This window comes from Halomonas sp. JB37 (assembly GCF_002332255.1).
GTDB lineage: Bacteria > Pseudomonadota > Gammaproteobacteria > Pseudomonadales > Halomonadaceae > Vreelandella > Vreelandella casei.
Genome location: NZ_NRGW01000001.1, coordinates 1,342,235 through 1,359,547 on the forward strand (window position 1 = coordinate 1,342,235; position 17,313 = coordinate 1,359,547).

Here is a 17,313-nt window from a genome sequence, read left to right on the forward strand (position 1 = left end):
ATAGCTAGGAGCCGTGCGTGTCACACTATGCGTTATCTGGATATAACACGGTACGCCCTGAGGCTTTGAGCGACGCGTTTCGCCGCCAGCCAGCGGGGCGTTTTTTGGTGCAAGATAGGGGGCCGCTCTCAGTACATGGCGAGGCCAAGGTAGGGCGATTACTGTTTGCCCACGGGGCGGGGGCCGGCCAGCAGTCAGCGTTCATGCAGCAATTTGTCACTTCTTTGGCCCAGCAGGGAGTGCAAGTGCTGTGTATCGACTTTCCGTATATGCAGCAGATGCAAGAGTCGGGTAAGCGCCGACCGCCTCCGCCAATTGCCCAAACACTTGTGCAGTTGACTGAGTGGCATGCATTGCTCAGCCCACTGTCGGCGCTTCCTTTGTGGGTCGGGGGGAAATCAATGGGAGGGCGTGTGGCAACGCTGCTAGCGAGCCAGCAGGCATGTCCTGGGGTCGTGGTGGCTGGCTATCCGTTTCATCCGCCTAAAGCGCCTGACAAGCTTCGACTGGACCACTGGCCAGCCATTGAGTGCCCTTTGCTTGTTTTACAAGGCGAGAGAGACCCGTTCGGCACCCGCAATGACGTCGCAAGCTATGATTTGCCAGCCAATGCCCACCTCGCATGGCTAGAAGATGGCGACCATGATTTCAGGCCTCGCCGCTCTTCTGGCCAAACGCATAAGGTTTTGATTGACGAAGCGACCCAAATTGCGGCATCCTTCGTCCGCGCTTACGGCTAAGGCTTCACAGAAGCAGAGCAGCACGCGGGTTTAAAGCATCGTTTTAAGAACAGTTTTAAACGTAGCATGTTGACATTGAACAAGTCTTCTGTAGAATTCAGCGCCACGTGTCCAGCGGGTGGTTAGCTCAGTTGGTAGAGCACCAGCCTTACAAGCTGGGGGTCACTGGTTCGAACCCAGTACCACCCACCATCTTAGATGGTAAAGATACGTTGTAGGAAAAGCAGTAATAGCGTAATAGTAAGACAAGTGAAATTAAGTATTGATGTGCATAACGGACCGGTAGTTCAGTCGGTTAGAATGCCGGCCTGTCACGCCGGAGGTCGCGAGTTCGAGTCTCGTCCGGTCCGCCAACATCACATCGCTACCCAGCTTGCATACTGTTTCACTGATGCTGTTGTAACAAAGATGTTTTAGAATAGATGTTGCAGTAAAAGTATGTTATCGCACTTCGGACCGGTAGTTCAGTCGGTTAGAATGCCGGCCTGTCACGCCGGAGGTCGCGAGTTCGAGTCTCGTCCGGTCCGCCACGATAACACTGATGGATAGTAAGCTAGATTGGGTGGTTAGCTCAGTTGGTAGAGCACCAGCCTTACAAGCTGGGGGTCACTGGTTCGAACCCAGTACCACCCACCATCTTAGATGGTAAAGATACGTTGTAGGAAAAGCAGTAATAGCGTAATAGTAAGACAAGTGAAATTAAGTATTGATGTGCATAACGGACCGGTAGTTCAGTCGGTTAGAATGCCGGCCTGTCACGCCGGAGGTCGCGAGTTCGAGTCTCGTCCGGTCCGCCATTAAAGCACTTAAGATGTCGTAATGATGTAAAAGCTATATCGGCATTAGCCGAACAAATTCAAAAAAGCCCGGATCATTGATCCGGGCTTTTTTATTGCGTCTACCCGCTTAGCGGCGCGCGAGTATTAAGCAATGGCGCTAACGGCCGCCTTAGCAATTTGCACATCTTGCTCAGGTTTGACGCCTGAAATGCCGACGGCACCCACTACATGACCATCGACAATAATCGGCACGCCTCCTGAGAGAAGACCTTGCAGCGGCGCAGAAATAAACGCAGTGCGTCCGCCGTTGATCATCTCTTCGAATACCTGTGTCTCTTTACGGCCTAGCGCTGCGCTGCGCGCTTTCTGCGTAGCTACTTCAGCGCTGAAGGGGGCAGCACCATCTAAACGGCGCAGGCCCAGCAGGTGGCCGCCGTCGTCAGTTACCGCGATGGTCACGGGCCAGCTATTGCTATCGGCTTCTTTCTGTGCAGCATCCAGTACGCTAATCACATCGGCTTGGGCAAGAATGGCTTTTGTTTGCATGGTGTAATCCTTTTTAAGGGAGGGAGTGAGTCGCCGCGCTATTAAGTAGCAGCGCGGCGCAGGGGTTAAGTTTTAAAAGCTAAGGGTTAGGGAAGTGCTGCATCGACGATTTCTACCCAGTGGCGCACTGGGGTTCGGTTTGCGCCGGCAAGGTGCGTCTGGCAGCCGATATTGGCCGTGACAATAACGTCCGGCTTGCCTGCCTCAAGTGCATTGAGTTTATTGTCACGCAGCTGCGTGGCAAGCTCAGGCTGAGTAATAGAATATGTGCCCGCCGACCCACAGCAAAGGTGCCCATCCTGAACAGGCGTTAAAGAGAAACCTAGCTTAGTAAGCACGCCTTCGACCGCTCCATTGAGTTTCTGAGCGTGCTGTAGCGTACACGGGCAGTGAAAGGCCAGCCGCTTTGAGTCGTTAACGTTCAACGCCTCTAGCGGCTCATCGCGCAAGATTTCGACAATATCTTTAGCCAGAGCGCTGACCTTTTCCGCTTTCACCGCGTAGCTGGGGTCATCCTTGAGCATGTAACCATACTCTTTAATAAAGGCGCCGCAGCCACTGGCGGTTTGTACAATAGCTTCGGTGCCTTGTTCAATGTACGGCCACCAGGCGTCGATGTTGGCGCGCATGCGGGTGCGGCCGTCGTCTTGGGCGTTGAGGTGAAAATCCACCGCGCCACAGCAGCCTGCTTCAGAAACAGGCGTTACGCTAATACCTAAACGATCAAGTATGCGCGCGGTAGCGGCATTGGTATTCGGTGACAGCCCCGGCTGTACGCACCCTTCTAGCATTAATACTTGGCGAGCGTGGCTGTGGGCATCGGGGCGAGTACCGGCATCCACGGGGGCCGTAGGCATTTTACTGCGCAGCTTGGCAGGCACCAGCGGTTTAAAGGTTTGCCCAAGCTTCAAGAGCGCTTGAAAGCGTTTAGGATCAACCATCATCTTGCGCAGTACGTAGCGCTGAGCCCGCTCACCGGGCGGGCGGGGTACGCGGCGCTCAATTTCAGCACGCCCAATGTTAAGCAGCTTATGGTACTCCACGCCCGAAGGGCAGGTGGTTTCACAGTTAAGACACGTCAGGCAGCGGTCAAGGTGTAGGCGAGTCTCATCGGTGACCTGGTCGTCATCGTCGCGGCTTTCGAGCAACTCCTTCATTAAATAGATGCGTCCACGCGGGCCGTCGCGCTCATCGCCTAGCAGTTGATACGTTGGGCAAGTGGCGTTGCAAAAGCCGCAGTGAACGCAGGTGCGTAAAATGCGCTCCGCTTCCTGAATATGCGGCTTTTGACGATCGGCATCGGTAAAGTGCGTCTGCATATGTCAGCTCTCCTGATTAAAACGCCGCATAAAGACGACCGGGATTAAATATGCCATGGGCATCCAGTTCCGCCTTCAGGTTACGATGATATTTTTCCACTACCGCGTTTAGCGGTGTGAAGGGATCTACGGCGCCGCCCTGGGAATGAGGTGTGTAGCAGGTCGCATGGCCGCCCGCGGCGTTGCAGGTAGCGCGCAGCGTGTTTGCATCCAACGTTGTCTTTACCCAGCGCTGGCTGCCCGCCCAGTCGTAAAAGATATTTGTTTCAGGAATATCCAAGGCTAGAGGCGCCGTGTTCGGCGGCAGCGATAGGCGCCACAGCGCTTGATCATCGTCGGGCTGAAAGAACGTGTGAGTATGATCGCGTAGCTCGCGCCAGAAACTGGCATCAAGCGACTCACCGCCCAAGCGTTCCTGCGTCGCTTGAACCGAGCTTTTGCCGCCCTCTAAGCGTAGAAACAGCTCGCCGTGATGCCAGGCAGCCGCCGTGATTGGCAGCGGCTGACGGCCCAGTTCGGCGAGTTTTTTGAGCGCATCATCAAGACTGTACGTTAACCGCAGGCTGTGAGTGGCTGTGGGGATCGGCAGCACTTTAAAGGAAATGTCGGTCAGTACGCCTAGAGTGCCCTGTGCACCAGCCATTAAGCGCGAAAGATCGTAACCGGCGACATTCTTCATCACTTCGCCGCCAAAGCGGAGCAGCTTGCCTTCTTGAGTGATCACTCGCGTGCCCAGCACGAAGTCGCGCACCGCACCCGCCCAGGGGCGGCGAGGTCCGGAAAGCCCAGTGGCGACGGCGCCACCAATGGTGCTGCTTTCAGCGAATAGTGGTGGCTCGAATGCCAGCATTTGATTCTGCTCTGCTAGTACGGCCTCTAAGTCATTAATACGCGTGCCAGCGCGCACGGTTACCACTAACTCTACCGGGTCATAGCTCACAATGCCTTTGTGTTCGGCCATTTGCAGTGTTTGGCCTTCCACGGGGCGGCCATAAAAAGCGCGGGTGTCTCCGCCTACAATACGTAGCGGGGTGCGTTCGGCATACGCGCTGCGCACCTGTTCGCACAGGGCATCAGCGATATCGCGGTCGGCGGCATGCATCGCTCGTTCGGTCATGGTCTTTCCTAGTTTTGGGTCTTGCCTAGTTATTATCGTGGCTAGGGTAAATGTTAAAAACGTGGCAACTCCGGGTGTGGTAACTCGTTGTTATGCACATGCATCGCACCAAATTCAGCGCAGCGTGCCAGCGTCGGAATGTTCTTACCTGGGTTCAGCAGCCGCTGTGGATCAAAAGCCGCTTTTAGCGCATGAAAAACACTAATTTCATCCGGCTGGAACTGGCTGCACATTTGGTTGATTTTTTCGCGACCAACGCCATGCTCGCCGGTGATAGAGCCGCCCACGGCCACGCAGAGCTCAAGAATCTTGCCACCCACCTCTTCGGCAAGCGCCAGCTGGCCCTCTTGGTTGGCATCAAATAGGATCAGCGGATGCATATTGCCGTCGCCTGCGTGAAACACATTGGCCACGGCTAACCCGCTTTCTTGTGAAAGGGCGGCAATGCCTTTAAGCACCCGGGGAAGTTCGCGGCGTGGAATCGTGCCATCCATGCAATAGTAATCCGGCGACATACGGCCCACTGCGGGAAAGGCATTTTTACGCCCCGCCCAGAACTTGGCACGCTCGACTTCATCGCGAGCCTGCTGGATGTTGGTGGCCCCGGCATCTTCCAATACTCGGCGTACGGTAGCGCAGTCGTCGTCGACATCAGCCTCAACGCCGTCTAGCTCGCAGAGTAAAATTGCCTCGGCGTCGAGTGGGTAGCCAGCTCTGACAAAATCCTCAGCGGCTTGGATGGCGAGCTTATCCATCATTTCTAGGCCGCCGGGAATAATGCCTGCGGCAATGATGTCACCAACGGCCCGACCGGCTTTTTCGATGTCATCAAAGCTTGCCATCAGCACTTTAGCCGTTTCCGGTTTGGGCAATAGCTTGACGGTAATTTCAGTAACTACCCCCAACATGCCTTCTGAACCGTTCATTAGTGCCAGCAGGTCAAAACCGGGCGCATCTAGCGACTCAGCCCCCAATGTCATGTGCTCGCCCTCAATGGTGAGCACGTCAACGCGCATTACGTTATTCACCGTAAGACCATATTTTAAGCAGTGCACGCCGCCGGCGTTTTCAGCCACATTGCCGCCAATAGAGCAGGCAATTTGCGATGAAGGGTCGGGCGCGTAGTAGAGCGAGTAGGGCGCGGCGGCTTCAGAAATAGCCAGGTTGCGCACACCGGGTTGAACACGCGCTAAACGAGCATCAGGGTCGACTTTCAAAATCTTGTTAAAGCGCGACATCACTAGCAGTACACCTTGCTCCAGCGGCAGCGCGCCGCCTGAAAGCCCGGTGCCTGCACCGCGGGTGACAACGGGTACGCTGAGTGCATGACAGCGTTTGAGCAGCTTTTCCACCTGATCAAGCGAGTCAGGCAGCGCCACCAACATGGGCAATACGCGATAGGCTGCTAACCCGTCGCACTCAAAAGGTCTCAGGTCTTCCTCACGATGCAGAAGTGTCATTGCGGGAATGGATTGCTGCAGGTCGTTTAAAACCTCTGCTTTATCACGGCTAACGAGCGGACCATCTAGGCGCTCATCAAAGAGGATATTCATGATGACATCCCATGCTTATTGTCATTAAAGGATAACGCTGGCTATTTTCACGAACATATTTCAGGCACGTGCATATTTCACGTACAGCGCGTTTGCGCCACGTGGTTTCAATTTGGGCTTTTTTTGCGCGTCTGTCTAGACCGTGGTGCATTGGTCTTACCATTCATTAGTCGACAGAACGCTTCCTGTGCTGCTGAGTGGCGCTAGGTCCGCTCAGCCGTTAGCGATACTCTTGTCATAATCAGGGTTAATCACGCCCGCTAACGTGGCTACCTCAATTTTATTGCACAAGTGGTCACGCAGGATTTGGCCTAACAGCGCACCGTCACGCTTTTCGAGCGCCGCCATCATGTTTTCATGATCCTTGACCGCCTGGCTCCAGTAACGCTCGGTCATTTTCTTGGAGTAACGCACGCGCTTAACGCGTTGATTTAAGTTGCTATAGGTTTCTTGTAAAACGTCATTATTCGCCGCGGCCAGAATGCTTTCATGAATCTGGCGATTGACCTTGAAATAGGGCAATAGATCGCGATTACGGTAGTGCTCTAGCATCGTATCGTGGAGCTTTCGAATGGCGCTAATTTCAGCGTCACTTATGTACTCACAGGCAAGTTCACCGGATAGCCCTTCTAGGGCCGCCATTAAATCGTAAGTGTCTTTAACCTTTTTGAAGGTCAGCTGTACCACCCGTGCGCCTCGGTTGGGCAGCAGCTCGATAAGGCCTTCGGTGGCGAGCACCTTCAGCGCTTCACGCAAAGGCGTGCGCGATACGCCGAAGCGATCACACAGCTGCTTTTCAGATATTCGTTCTCCGGGGGAAAGCTCGCCGTGCTCAATGAGTTCGCCAATTCTATCGGCCACTTCGCGATACAAGTTGCGCTGCAATATCTTTGTCATTCTTCAGTTCCTTGTCAGTGGCGCACTTGACTTGTTGCCAAGCTACCCAGACCACTTGGATCGTTTGAGCACGATACCATTTGCTTAAACCTAGCGCCGAGTACAGCCGACTTTGCTTAAAACCGTCTTTGCATAGTGGCTATTATTTGCATGATCTGCAAAAGTAATTATGAATTCAGTATTCACGATGTCAGCATTTTGCTGGCGATATTGTCATCTTAACAATCACAAAGGTAAAACCGATGGCCGGACAAGTATTCCACTGCAGCGTGCAGCTTCCTAGGGAACAAAGTAGAAAAGTAATCGAAGGCGCTATAGCGCTGGCCCGCGAAGCCAGACTCCCGCCGCTAACCATCGTGGTATTAGATGGCGGCGGTAATTTAGTGGCAGCAGAACGGGAAGATGGCTGTGCACCGTTGCGTTTTCCAGTGGCGCAGGGGAAAGCCTATGCTTCACTTGGCATCGGGGTTGCCAGCGGCGTGTTAGGAGTTCGCAACGCTGAACGCACGGCGTTTGTTGCCAGCGTTTCGGCGGCTTCCCAGGGGCATTTTGTGGCCGTGGCGGGCGGAGTCCCCATTTTGAATGATCAGCAATGTGTGATTGGCGCGGTAGGCGTAAGCGGTGCCTCGTCTGATGAAGACCAGCAGGCCGCTATAGCGGGTATTGAGCTAGCAGGTTTACGTTGGGGGCTTGAGCCTAGCTAGCAATATAGCGGGATAATTGTGATTCAAGAGCGGGCTGTGTGGCTTATTCGAGCCACTGCCCGTTTTTTTATGTGTGAAGGTTATTAGAGAGAGCTTAAAAAACAACGCGTTGCAGTTTTGTTTTTGCGACAAGACGAAAGTTTAATACCTAATTTTGAATTTTGAATTCAAATTGATGTGGGGAAAGCCTTTGCTGTAGATGCCTATTAGCAACGCGTTGGTCTATTCAAACAGCTTCCCATGCAGGTTCCATCGTGAGCTAACGCTGCGGTGGCGACATAGCCAACAACAACAAATGCTTCACTTGGAGTTCACTATGAAACTGCTCAAAACAGCGCTGGCAACGGCCATTGTATCGCTTGGCTTGCAGGCCGCCGCCGCTAACGCCGCTATTGAAGTGCGCCTTGGTCATGTGGGTGGCCCTGGCTCGTTATTTGAAATTAGCGCCAACCGTTTTGCTGAACTCGCCAACGAACGCTTAGAAGGCGTTGCCGAAGTAAACGTTTATGGCAACAGCCAGCTGGGCAGCGATGAATCAATGATGCGTCGTTTGCGTTTGGGTTCACTGGATCTCTCGATACCCTCCACGGTCATGAGTTCGGAATCAGATCAGTTTGCGCTGTTTGAAATGCCGTATTTAATCGCTGACCGCGAGCACATGAAGCGCGTGCGCGATGAGGTCGTACGTGGGCCCATGTATGACGCCGCTGAAGCCCGTGGTTTTAAAATTATCGGGGTATGGGAAAACGGTTTTCGTCAGATCACTAACAACGTTCGGCCGATTGTTGTTCCTAGCGATCTTGAAGGCATAAAGCTGCGCACGCCCAGCGGTGTATGGCGTATTGAAATGTTCCGTAGCTACGGTGCGGCGCCTTCCCCGATGTCGCTTTCTGAAGTGTTCGTGGCCCTACAAACCGGGGCAATGGACGGCCAGGAAAACCCATTAATTCAAACCTACTCCTCGCGCTTCCAGGAAGTGCAGGATTACCTCTCCATTTCCAACCACGTTTACACCCCTGCCTACCTAACCGCTGGTGCTAGCTGGAGCCGTCTACCGGAAGAAGTGCAGCAAGTGCTCGAAGAAGTGGCCGTTGAAATGGAAGACTTCGTGTTAGAAGAAGGTCAGCGTCTCGATGATGAAACCCTGGCGAAAATGAAAGAAGAGGGAATGGAAGTCAACGACGTCGATTTCGATGCTTTCGTTGAGGCCTCACAAACTATCTACAGTAAGTTTGCCGATGAAGTAGACGGTGGTCAGGACTTGATTGACTCAGTGGCTGCGCTACGCGAGTAAGTCCCGCGCCAATCTATCAGAGGTGCAGCGCTCGATACGCGGCACCTCGTCTCTCGGAGGTCTCAATGAGTACTTTTACAAAATTCAAGAACGCCTATTTTTCGTTTCTTGAAGGTATCGTCGTGATTTTGGTAATTGCGCTTGCGGGCGTGGTCACCGTCGGCTTCGTGACCCGCTATCTAGGTTTTCCCTTAAGCTGGTATGACGAGCTGGCGGCTGTGTTGCTGGCCTGGGTGACCTATTACGGTGCGGCGTTGGCCGCCGCGAAAGGCGCGCATATTACCTGCCCCAGCGTGCTTAATATGTGCCCGCCTGTCATTCGTGTGCCGGTCGCGCTGCTAGCCGAGGCTATCACCATCGGTTTCTTTATCTTCCTTGGCTTAGCAAGCTATCAGGTGATGCTGATTCTTGATGGCGTCAATATGGTCAGCCTCCCCGCCATCTCAATGCAGATAACTCAGTCGGCTATTCCCGTTGCTTCCGTACTGTTCATTATTGCTGAACTGCTGCGGCTCCCCGACGTGATCAAAAGTGCTCGAGGTAAAGGCTTTATTGATCATGAACTTGAAGAAGCAGGCCTTGACGCAGATGCCGTCGAAGCCGTCAGCACACAGCAGCGAGGGTAAGCAGACACCATGGTCATACTGTATATCTTTATCGCATTAATTCTGCTGATTCTTATCAATGTGCCTGTTGCGGTGGCATTAGCATTGGTGGGAACCGTTGCAACGTTCATGTCGTATGGCAGCTTGGCAATGCCGACGGTCGGCATGACGATGTTTGAGGGCGCCACCAACTTTCCGCTGATTGCGATTCCGCTGTTTATTCTCGCCGGTGCCATTATGAACGCCTCGAGTATATCGCGGCGCTTGATTGACTTAGCCATGGCAATGGTAGGGTTTATTAAAGGCGGTTTAGCGATGGTTACCATCGGCGCTTCGGTGTTTTTCGCTGAAATTTCAGGGTCTTCCGTTGCAGGCGTATCGGCCATAGGCAGTATTTTGATTCCCGCGATGCGCAAGCGGGGCTATACCAAAGAATTTGCCGCTTCAATTTCCTCTTCGGCTGCCAGTCTGGCCATCATCCTGCCGCCTTCTATTCCGATGATTCTGTATGCGGTCATGTCGGGTGAATCGGTGGTACAAATGTTTGTTGCCGGTATCTTCCCAGGACTTTTAGGTGCAATGGGCTTGGCGGGGATGTGCTACTACCTGGCACGCAAATATAACTTCCCCTCTGAAGGACGCTTTCGGGTCTCGCAGCTATGGATCGCTTTCAAAGAAGCGATCTGGGCACTGTTGATTCCGATCATCATTCTAGGCGGTATCTTTGGTGGGTTCGTTACTGCGACCGAAGGCGCAGCGCTGGCGGTATGTGTCGCTATCTTTATCAGTGCGGTGATCTATCGCGAATTCACCTTTAGAAATTTCATCGACTCTTGTAAGAGTGCCGGCGTGCAAACCGCGGTGGTGATGCTACTGGTGGCAGCGTCAGCGGTCGTCGGTGGGTATCTGACTGAAACGCGTATTCCCCAGCAGATTGCGATGCAGATTAGCGAGCTTACCAGCAACAAGTACATGATTTTGGCACTACTCAACATCATCTTCTTGATTTTGGGTATTTTCCTGCACTCTGCCGCGGCGATTATTTTGGTCGTGCCCATTGTTTTACCGCTAGTGCTTGAAGTGGGTATCGATCCGCTGCACTTCGGTCTGATCGTGACGTTAAACTTAGCGATCGGCCAGCAAACACCTCCGGTGGCCAGCGTGCTCATTGCGGCGTGCTCCATTGCTAAATCGGACATATGGGCAACCTCGAAAACCAACCTGTGGTTCATTGCCGTGCTGTTTACGATCCTGATGATTAATACCTATATTCCGGCGTTTGCGCTGGCATTAGTGAATTTTGTCTACGGATAACGTGACCGTTGGTCGAGAGCTGAAAGGTAATACTCGAACACGACATGCCTAACAGGAGTAGCAGATGAGCAACGTAAACGAACCCAACCACGTCGATAGCATTCGCTTCGAGCAGCTTAACGGGGTGGCTTGGATTGGCTTTAATCGGCCCCAGAGCCGCAATGCCATGACCTGGGAGATGTACGACGCCTTGGAAAAGCATTGCGATCAGCTGGTCGACAACGATGACATTCATGCGGTTGTCTTACACGGTGTAGGCGGTGAAGCGTTTGTAGCCGGCACCGATATCAGTCAGTTTTCAACCTTTACCAAGGCGAGCGATGCCATTGACTACGAGCGGCGTATTGATCGTGTTGTCGGCAAACTTGAGGCCTTTCCCAAGCCCACGCTGGCGCTGATAGAAGGTGCCTGTGTGGGGGGCGGGGCGGCACTGGCGCTAGTGTGCGATTTTCGCTACGCCACCTCCACGCTCAAGTTTGGCGTGCCCATTGCTAAAACGCTGGGCAATACGCTGTCGATTAATAACGTTTCGCGCATGATCGATATGCTTGGCGTTGCGCGGACAAAAGAGGCGCTGATGATGGCGCGCCTGTTTGGTGCCGATGAGGCACTCGCGACGGGATTAATCAATCAGCAGTTCGGCGCAGGCACCATCTATGCCGACGTGGCGATACTCGCAGAGGCCTTTGCTCAGCGTGCGCCGCTAACGCTTAAGGCCAGTAAGGCGTTGATTGGACGTGCGCTGGAGCAGCGACGTCTTCCCGCCGACGCGAGTGATGACTGGGTAACCACCTGCTATATGAGCCAAGATTTTGCCTCGGCAGTGGATAAATTCGTCAATAAAACGCCGTTTAAGTGGTCTGGCCATTAGTTTTCGGCCAGAGCTTACATCGACTAACTAGGAGGAAAGCCCGTGCTTCCCCTACAAGACATAAAAGTGCTGGATGTATCGCAAATTATGGCCGGACCCTACTGCACCATGGTGTTGGCTGACATGGGCGCTGAGGTGATTAAGGTGGAGAAGCTCAATGGCGGTGATGACAGCCGCCAAATGGGGCCTTACGTCAACGGCGAATCGACCTGCTTTTCACAGATTAATCGTAATAAAAAGAGCATATCGCTTAATCTAAAAGATGAACGCGCTAGAGAAATTTTCTATCGCTTAGCCGCTGATGCCGATGTGATTGTCGAAAACTACCGGCCTGGCGTCACCAAATCGCTGGCCATTGATTACGACACGATTAAGGCCATCAACCCTGGCATCGTGTACTGCTCCATTTCAGGCTATGGGCAAACCGGGCCTTATAGCCACAAAGGTGGATTCGACCTGGTGGCGCAAGGCATGACTGGATTGATGTCGATGACCGGCGAGCAGGGCAAACGCCCGCTGAAAACCGGTATTGCTGTTTACGACATTGGGGCTGGACTCACCGCGATTTATTCAATCCTGGCGGCATGCATTCACAAGATGAAGACGGGCGCCGGCCAGTATATTGATATCGCCATTACCGAGTGTGGCTTGCCCTGGTTTACCTGGGAGGCGGCAGCGTATTTTTCTGAAGGCACCGTGCCTAAGCCAACGGGGTGGCGCCATCGCGTGTCTGCGCCTTACCAGGCCGTCAAAGCCAGCGATGGCTATTTGATGCTCGGCTGTGCCAATCAACGAACCTGGGAACGCTTTTGTCAGGATGTCTTAAAACGCGAGGAGTTAATGGCAGACCCGCGTTTTATCACTAACCAGACGCGCGGTCAGCACGTTGAAGAGCTGGAAGCGTTGCTTGAAGAGCTGATGGCCGACCAAAGTGTGAATGAGTGGCTAACGCTTTGTGACCGCGCGGGTGTACCGGCAGGGCCTATTAACGATTTCGCTCAAGCCATGCAGGATGAGCACTACGTAGCGCGAGGCATGGTGCAGGAGATGGACCACCCGGTGATAGGCAAAATGAAGACGATAGGCTTTCCCAGTAAGTTTTCGGCAACGCCCTCGCAAATTCGTAGCCCTGCACCTTTGTTTGCTCAGCATACTGATGAAGTACTTGATAGCCTGGGTATTTCTGGTGAAGAGCTTGATGCTTTACGCGCTGAAGGATGTATCAAGTAACGCTTTTTTGATGTGATGAATTGCATTCATTATCCATTTTGAATAACGCTAAGCGGCAGATTCAGCCGCGAGCCGTACAACAACAAACAGGAGCGTCATCATGCTAAAACTTAATTTTCACCCATCCGGTCGTCATTTCTTGCAAATTCCTGGCCCATCACCGGTGCCAGATCGCATCTTACGAGCGATGAGCCTGCCCACCATTGATCACCGTGGGCCGGAGTTCGGCGCGCTAGGTCTTGAACTGTTGAGCAAGGTTAAAAAAATATTCAAGACCGAGAACCCGGTGATTATTTACCCAGCGTCAGGTACCGGTGCCTGGGAGGCCGCGTTAGCCAATACTATGTCGCCTGGCGACCGTGTGCTGATGTTTGAAACCGGCCACTTTGCCACGCTATGGCAAAAAATGGCTCTGCGCCTGGACATCCAGCCCGAATTTCTGAGCCTGCCTGGCTATGAAGGCTGGCGCCAGGGTGTGCAGGCAGACATGATCGAAGCGCGCTTAAAAGAAGATACCGGTCACGAGCTGAAAGCGGTGTGCGTTGTACATAACGAAACCTCTACCGGCGTCACCAGTGACATTGCGGCCGTGCGTAAGGCTATTGATGCGGCGGGCCACCCTGCATTGCTGATTGTCGATACTATTTCAGGCTTGGCCAGCGCTGACTTCCGTCACGATGAATGGGGCGTAGATGTTACTGTTTCCGGCTCCCAAAAGGGCCTGATGCTGCCGCCAGGCATCAGTTTTAACGCGCTCTCACCTAAAGCAATCGAAGCGAGTAAGCAGTCGACATTGCCAAAAAGTTTTTGGGCTTGGGATGAAATTCTAGAGGCCAATAAGAACGGCTACTGGCCCTACACGCCAAGCACTAACCTGCTTTACGGCCTGAATGAAGCGCTGGATATGCTGTTGGATGAAGGTCTCGACAACGTGCTGGCTCGCCATCAGCGCTGGGGAGCCGGCGTACGTGCAGCGGTAGCAGCGTGGGGGCTAGAAATTCAGTGCCAGGACTCTGCGGTGTATTCGCCGGTACTGACGGGTGTGGTGATGCCCGAAGGCGTTGATTCGGATGCGGTGCGCAAGATCATTTATGAGCGATTTGATCTTTCACTTGGCATGGGGCTGGGTAAGGCCAAGGGCAAGATTTTCCGGATTGGCCATTTAGGCGACTGCAACGATCTAACCCTGATTGCCACCCTGGGCGGCTGTGAGGCGGGCATGAAGCTTGCTGGCGTGAAGCTGAAGGGAAGCGGTGTGCTTGCCGCGCTGGATTACTTTGCAGCTAATCCGCTCAATGCAGGCGCAGCAGAGCGCTAAATGACGGGGGAGAGCCACATGACGTCTCTGACCAATCATCGCCTGCCCGGTGATGCCAAGATTCGACCGCTCGGCGAGTTTGCCGAGCGGCTATCCCGCGAAATGGAAGGTGAAGTACGGTTTGATCGGGCAACGCGGGGGCGCTATTCAACCGATGCCTCTATTTATCAGGTGACGCCGGTAGGCGTGGTCATCCCGCGCCACCAGCAGGATTTGAAAATAGCGCTGGATATCGCCCGAGATGCTAGCGTGCCGATATTGGCGCGGGGAGCGGGGACTAGCCAGTGTGGCCAAACCGTTGGCGAGGCGCTGGTGATTGATACTACGCGCTGGCTCAATCAGATCGTCGATTTCGACGCCGAGGCACTCACCGTGGTGGTCGAGCCAGGCATTGTGCTTGACCACCTGAATGCGTGGCTTAAGCCGCATGGGCTATGGTATCCGGTGGATGTTTCTACCAGCGCGCAGTGCACGATTGGCGGAATGACGGGCAATAACTCATGTGGGTCTCGCTCGATTTACTACGGCAATATGGTGCATAACGTGCTGGGCGTCGAGGCGCTTTTAGCCGACGGCAGCGCGGCCAACTTCGGTTTCGTGGACAGTGTCGCTCAAGGCTCCCAGGAGCAGCGCATTGCTGAGCAGATCAAGGCCATCGCGCAGCGTGTCGCGCCTGAAATACGTGACCACTTCCCCAAGGTGTTGCGGCGGGTAGGTGGTTATAATCTGGATCTGTTCGATTGCCAAAATCCTATTCCCTATGATCTTGACGGGCGTGCGAACCTCGCCCACTTATTGGTGGGCTCTGAAGGGACGCTAGGCGTTAGCCAGCGTATTAAGCTCAGGCTGTCACCGCTGCCCGAGCAAAAAGTCCTGGGCGTGGTGAATTTCCCGACGTTTTATCAGGCGATGGACTTCACTCAACATATCGTCAAGCTTGGCCCCACGGCGGTTGAGCTGGTTGATCGCACGATGATTGAGCTATCGCTGGAAAATCCTGCGTTTCGGCCTGTCATTGAAAAGGCGCTAATTGGTAAGCCTGAAGCGATTTTGCTCGTGGAGTTTGCCGGCCAAGACCACGCGGCACAGATGGAGGTACTGCGTGGCCTTAGTGAGCTGATGGCTGATTTAGGCCTGCCTGGCAGCGTGGTCGACATGCCAGGAGCCGCTGAGCAGAAAGCATTGTGGAACGTGCGTAAAGCTGGGCTCAACATCATGATGAGTATGAAGGGCGACGGTAAGCCGGTTTCCTTCATTGAAGACTGCGCGGTGCCGCTAGAGCATTTGGCGGAGTACACCGAAAAGCTGACCGACGTGTTTAACCGCTACGGCACGGAAGGCACCTGGTATGCCCACGCAGGCGTCGGCACGTTGCACGTGCGCCCGATTCTCGACATGCGCCGGGATGGCGCAGAGAAAATGCGTGAAATCGCCGAGCTAGCCTCCGCGCTAGTGCGCGAATATAAAGGCGCCTACTCCGGTGAGCATGGCGATGGTATCTGCCGTGGCGAATGGGTGGCGTGGCAGTTCGGTGAGACGATCAACGACGCCTTTCGTGAAATAAAGCAACTGTTTGATCCTAACAATCTGTTCAATCCGGGCAAGATTGTCGATACTCCCAAAATGGACGACGAACGCTACTTTCGTTTTCCTAAAGCCTATAAAACCATCCCGCTAACCCCGGTGTTTGACTGGTCCGCTTGGAATGTAAAGCGTGACCCGCTCACCGGCGAGCAAACGTCGCCAGGCAGCGGCGGCGATGCCACCCATGGCTTGGCTATGGCCGTGGAGATGTGCAACAACAACGGCCACTGCCGTAAGTTTGACGCGGGAACCATGTGCCCAAGTTTTCGCATTACTAAGGATGAACAGCATTTGACCCGGGGCCGCGCTAATACGCTGCGTCTGGTGCTTTCCGGCCAATTGGGTGATGAAGGGCTTGCCAGTGACGATGTCAAAGAGGCGCTGGATCTATGCGTTTCGTGTAAGGGCTGCAAGCGCGATTGCCCCACGGGCGTGGATATGGCCAAGTTCAAAATAGAGGCACGCACCGCCCGCGCGCGTCTTAAAGGAATCTCTCTACGTGACCGTATGGTGGGGGAAATGCCGCGCTACGCCCCGTGGGCCAGCAAGTTTTCCGCATTGGTCAACGGCGTTGAGCGAGTGCCTTTTTTAGCCAAGCAAATCAAACAGGCGCTTAAGCTTGCGCCCCAGCGTTCGCTGCCGCTATTTAACGGCAACTTCCTTGCCAGTGCCGAGGCGTCTCCGCACGCTGCGCGGGAAGTGCTGCTGTTCGTTGATACCTTCAATAATTATATGGAAGGCGATAATGCCAAGGCGGCCAAACGGGTGCTGGAAGCTGCGGGCTACCGCGTTCATCTGAATGTTACGAAAGGGCAGCGCCCCCTTTGCTGCGGGCGAACCTATCTATCGTCGGGCCAGTTCGATAAGGCCAAAGCAGAAGCCAAGCGCACCCTTGAGCATCTGATGCCCTTTGTGGAGCGTGGTGTGGCCGTCGTGGGGCTAGAACCTTCTTGCTTACTCAGCATGCGCGATGAGTTTCTGCAGTACGGCTTTGGTGAAGAAGCGAAAGCACTGTCGTCATCGGCGTATTTGTTTGAAGAGTTTTTGGTCAACGCGCGTGCGGCGGATCAGCTTCCGCTGGAACTTAAAGCGCTGCCATACGGGCACGCTATGCTGCACGGCCACTGCCACCAAAAGGCGTTTGATGCACTGCGCCCCGTCGAGCAAGTGCTAGGCTGGATTCCCGGCCTTGAGGTCAAAACAATTGAGTCCTCGTGCTGCGGCATGGCGGGCAGCTTTGGCTATGAAGCGGAGCACTATGAGGCATCGCTAAAAATGGCCGAGCTCTCGCTGTTGCCCGCTATCCGCAACGCTGATAAAGATGCCGTACTTATTGCTGACGGCACAAGCTGTCGCCATCAAATTCATGATGGCAGCGGTCGTGAAGCGATACACGTTGCTCGATTGCTGGAACAAGCGCTAGCCTGAAGGCTGTACATCAA

Annotated in this window: 14 protein-coding genes and 5 tRNA genes; 14 read left to right on the top strand and 5 right to left on the bottom strand. The window is 54.0% G+C overall.

Features of this window, described 5'->3' with window-relative positions; all coding sequences use genetic code 11:
- Positions 1 to 17: 17 nt before the first annotated feature.
- From CIK78_RS06255 to CIK78_RS06280, 6 genes are all read left to right on the top strand, one after another.
- Positions 18 to 740: an alpha/beta fold hydrolase gene (locus CIK78_RS06255; protein WP_096278260.1), complete on the top strand. Its 723-nt coding sequence runs from the start codon at positions 18 to 20 to the stop codon at positions 738 to 740.
- A 116-nt stretch (positions 741 to 856) separates the two neighbouring features.
- Positions 857 to 932: transfer RNA gene (locus CIK78_RS06260), tRNA-Val, on the top strand.
- An 84-nt stretch (positions 933 to 1,016) separates the two neighbouring features.
- Positions 1,017 to 1,093, top strand: a tRNA-Asp gene (locus CIK78_RS06265).
- Between the two features lie 100 nt (positions 1,094 to 1,193).
- Positions 1,194 to 1,270, top strand: a tRNA-Asp gene (locus tag CIK78_RS06270).
- Positions 1,271 to 1,300: 30 nt separating this feature from the next.
- Positions 1,301 to 1,376, top strand: a tRNA-Val gene (locus CIK78_RS06275).
- Between the two features lie 84 nt (positions 1,377 to 1,460).
- Positions 1,461 to 1,537, top strand: a tRNA-Asp gene (locus CIK78_RS06280).
- A 126-nt stretch (positions 1,538 to 1,663) separates the two neighbouring features.
- Here CIK78_RS06280 and CIK78_RS06285 read toward each other — a convergent pair.
- The 5 genes from CIK78_RS06285 to CIK78_RS06305 all read right to left on the bottom strand — a co-directional run bounded on the left by CIK78_RS06285 (position 1,664) and on the right by CIK78_RS06305 (position 6,951).
- Positions 1,664 to 2,065, bottom strand: a complete 402-nt coding sequence (locus CIK78_RS06285) for a heme-binding protein (RefSeq protein WP_096278263.1) — start codon at positions 2,063 to 2,065, stop codon at positions 1,664 to 1,666.
- 86 nt (positions 2,066 to 2,151) lie between these two features.
- Positions 2,152 to 3,384, bottom strand: coding sequence for a glycolate oxidase subunit GlcF (gene glcF / locus CIK78_RS06290; RefSeq protein WP_096278265.1), 1,233 nt, complete (start codon positions 3,382 to 3,384; stop codon positions 2,152 to 2,154).
- A 16-nt stretch (positions 3,385 to 3,400) separates the two neighbouring features.
- Positions 3,401 to 4,501 carry a glycolate oxidase subunit GlcE gene (gene glcE, locus CIK78_RS06295; protein WP_096278267.1) on the bottom strand — a complete coding sequence of 367 codons (1,101 nt, stop codon included), beginning with the start codon at positions 4,499 to 4,501 and terminating at the stop codon, positions 3,401 to 3,403.
- Between the two features lie 53 nt (positions 4,502 to 4,554).
- Positions 4,555 to 6,054, bottom strand: a complete 1,500-nt coding sequence (glcD, locus tag CIK78_RS06300; protein ID WP_096278269.1) for a glycolate oxidase subunit GlcD — start codon at positions 6,052 to 6,054, stop codon at positions 4,555 to 4,557.
- A gap of 213 nt (positions 6,055 to 6,267) precedes the next feature.
- Positions 6,268 to 6,951, bottom strand: a complete 684-nt coding sequence (locus CIK78_RS06305) for a GntR family transcriptional regulator (RefSeq protein WP_096278271.1) — start codon at positions 6,949 to 6,951, stop codon at positions 6,268 to 6,270.
- Between the two features lie 242 nt (positions 6,952 to 7,193).
- Between CIK78_RS06305 and CIK78_RS06310 the strand changes: the two genes are divergently transcribed.
- The 8 genes from CIK78_RS06310 to CIK78_RS06345 all read left to right on the top strand — a co-directional run bounded on the left by CIK78_RS06310 (position 7,194) and on the right by CIK78_RS06345 (position 17,299).
- The gene (locus CIK78_RS06310; protein WP_096278273.1) at positions 7,194 to 7,655 is read left to right on the top strand and encodes a heme-binding protein; all 462 of its coding nucleotides are present in this window, start codon (positions 7,194 to 7,196) and stop codon (positions 7,653 to 7,655) included.
- A 316-nt stretch (positions 7,656 to 7,971) separates the two neighbouring features.
- Positions 7,972 to 8,949, top strand: a complete 978-nt coding sequence (locus tag CIK78_RS06315; RefSeq protein WP_096278275.1) for a TRAP transporter substrate-binding protein — start codon at positions 7,972 to 7,974, stop codon at positions 8,947 to 8,949.
- A gap of 65 nt (positions 8,950 to 9,014) precedes the next feature.
- A complete protein-coding gene (locus CIK78_RS06320; protein WP_096278277.1) occupies positions 9,015 to 9,575 on the top strand; it encodes a TRAP transporter small permease subunit in 561 nt (186 codons plus the stop codon).
- A 9-nt stretch (positions 9,576 to 9,584) separates the two neighbouring features.
- Positions 9,585 to 10,868: a TRAP transporter large permease gene (locus tag CIK78_RS06325; RefSeq protein ID WP_176483373.1), complete on the top strand. Its 1,284-nt coding sequence runs from the start codon at positions 9,585 to 9,587 to the stop codon at positions 10,866 to 10,868.
- A gap of 64 nt (positions 10,869 to 10,932) precedes the next feature.
- On the top strand, positions 10,933 to 11,739 hold the full coding sequence (locus CIK78_RS06330; RefSeq protein WP_096278279.1) for an enoyl-CoA hydratase: 807 nt from the start codon (positions 10,933 to 10,935) through the stop codon (positions 11,737 to 11,739).
- A gap of 42 nt (positions 11,740 to 11,781) precedes the next feature.
- Positions 11,782 to 12,969 (top strand): CoA transferase, encoded by a 1,188-nt coding sequence (locus CIK78_RS06335; protein ID WP_096278280.1) that lies wholly within the window; start codon positions 11,782 to 11,784, stop codon positions 12,967 to 12,969.
- Between the two features lie 100 nt (positions 12,970 to 13,069).
- Entirely contained in the window at positions 13,070 to 14,287 is a 1,218-nt protein-coding gene (locus CIK78_RS06340) for an aminotransferase class V-fold PLP-dependent enzyme (RefSeq protein ID WP_096278282.1), read from the top strand.
- 18 nt (positions 14,288 to 14,305) lie between these two features.
- Complete coding sequence (locus CIK78_RS06345; protein ID WP_096278284.1) at positions 14,306 to 17,299, top strand: FAD-binding and (Fe-S)-binding domain-containing protein; 2,994 nt, start codon at positions 14,306 to 14,308, stop codon at positions 17,297 to 17,299.
- The last annotated feature ends 14 nt before the right edge of the window (positions 17,300 to 17,313 follow it).

Excerpts from the sequence above, each read along its gene's own strand:
- glcD (WP_096278269.1), bottom strand. The coding sequence starts at position 6,054 with ATGAATATCCTCTTTGATGAGCGCCTAGATGGTCCGCTCGTTAGCCGT.
- CIK78_RS06345 (WP_096278284.1), top strand. The coding sequence starts at position 14,306 with ATGACGTCTCTGACCAATCATCGCCTGCCCGGTGATGCCAAGATTCGA.
- CIK78_RS06310 (WP_096278273.1), top strand. The coding sequence starts at position 7,194 with ATGGCCGGACAAGTATTCCACTGCAGCGTGCAGCTTCCTAGGGAACAA.
- CIK78_RS06305 (WP_096278271.1), bottom strand. The coding sequence starts at position 6,951 with ATGACAAAGATATTGCAGCGCAACTTGTATCGCGAAGTGGCCGATAGA.
- CIK78_RS06330 (WP_096278279.1), top strand. The coding sequence starts at position 10,933 with ATGAGCAACGTAAACGAACCCAACCACGTCGATAGCATTCGCTTCGAG.
- CIK78_RS06320 (WP_096278277.1), top strand. The coding sequence starts at position 9,015 with ATGAGTACTTTTACAAAATTCAAGAACGCCTATTTTTCGTTTCTTGAA.
- CIK78_RS06325 (WP_176483373.1), top strand. The coding sequence starts at position 9,585 with ATGGTCATACTGTATATCTTTATCGCATTAATTCTGCTGATTCTTATC.
- glcF (WP_096278265.1), bottom strand. The coding sequence starts at position 3,384 with ATGCAGACGCACTTTACCGATGCCGATCGTCAAAAGCCGCATATTCAG.
- CIK78_RS06315 (WP_096278275.1), top strand. The coding sequence starts at position 7,972 with ATGAAACTGCTCAAAACAGCGCTGGCAACGGCCATTGTATCGCTTGGC.
- CIK78_RS06340 (WP_096278282.1), top strand. The coding sequence starts at position 13,070 with ATGCTAAAACTTAATTTTCACCCATCCGGTCGTCATTTCTTGCAAATT.
- glcE (WP_096278267.1), bottom strand. The coding sequence starts at position 4,501 with ATGACCGAACGAGCGATGCATGCCGCCGACCGCGATATCGCTGATGCC.
- CIK78_RS06285 (WP_096278263.1), bottom strand. The coding sequence starts at position 2,065 with ATGCAAACAAAAGCCATTCTTGCCCAAGCCGATGTGATTAGCGTACTG.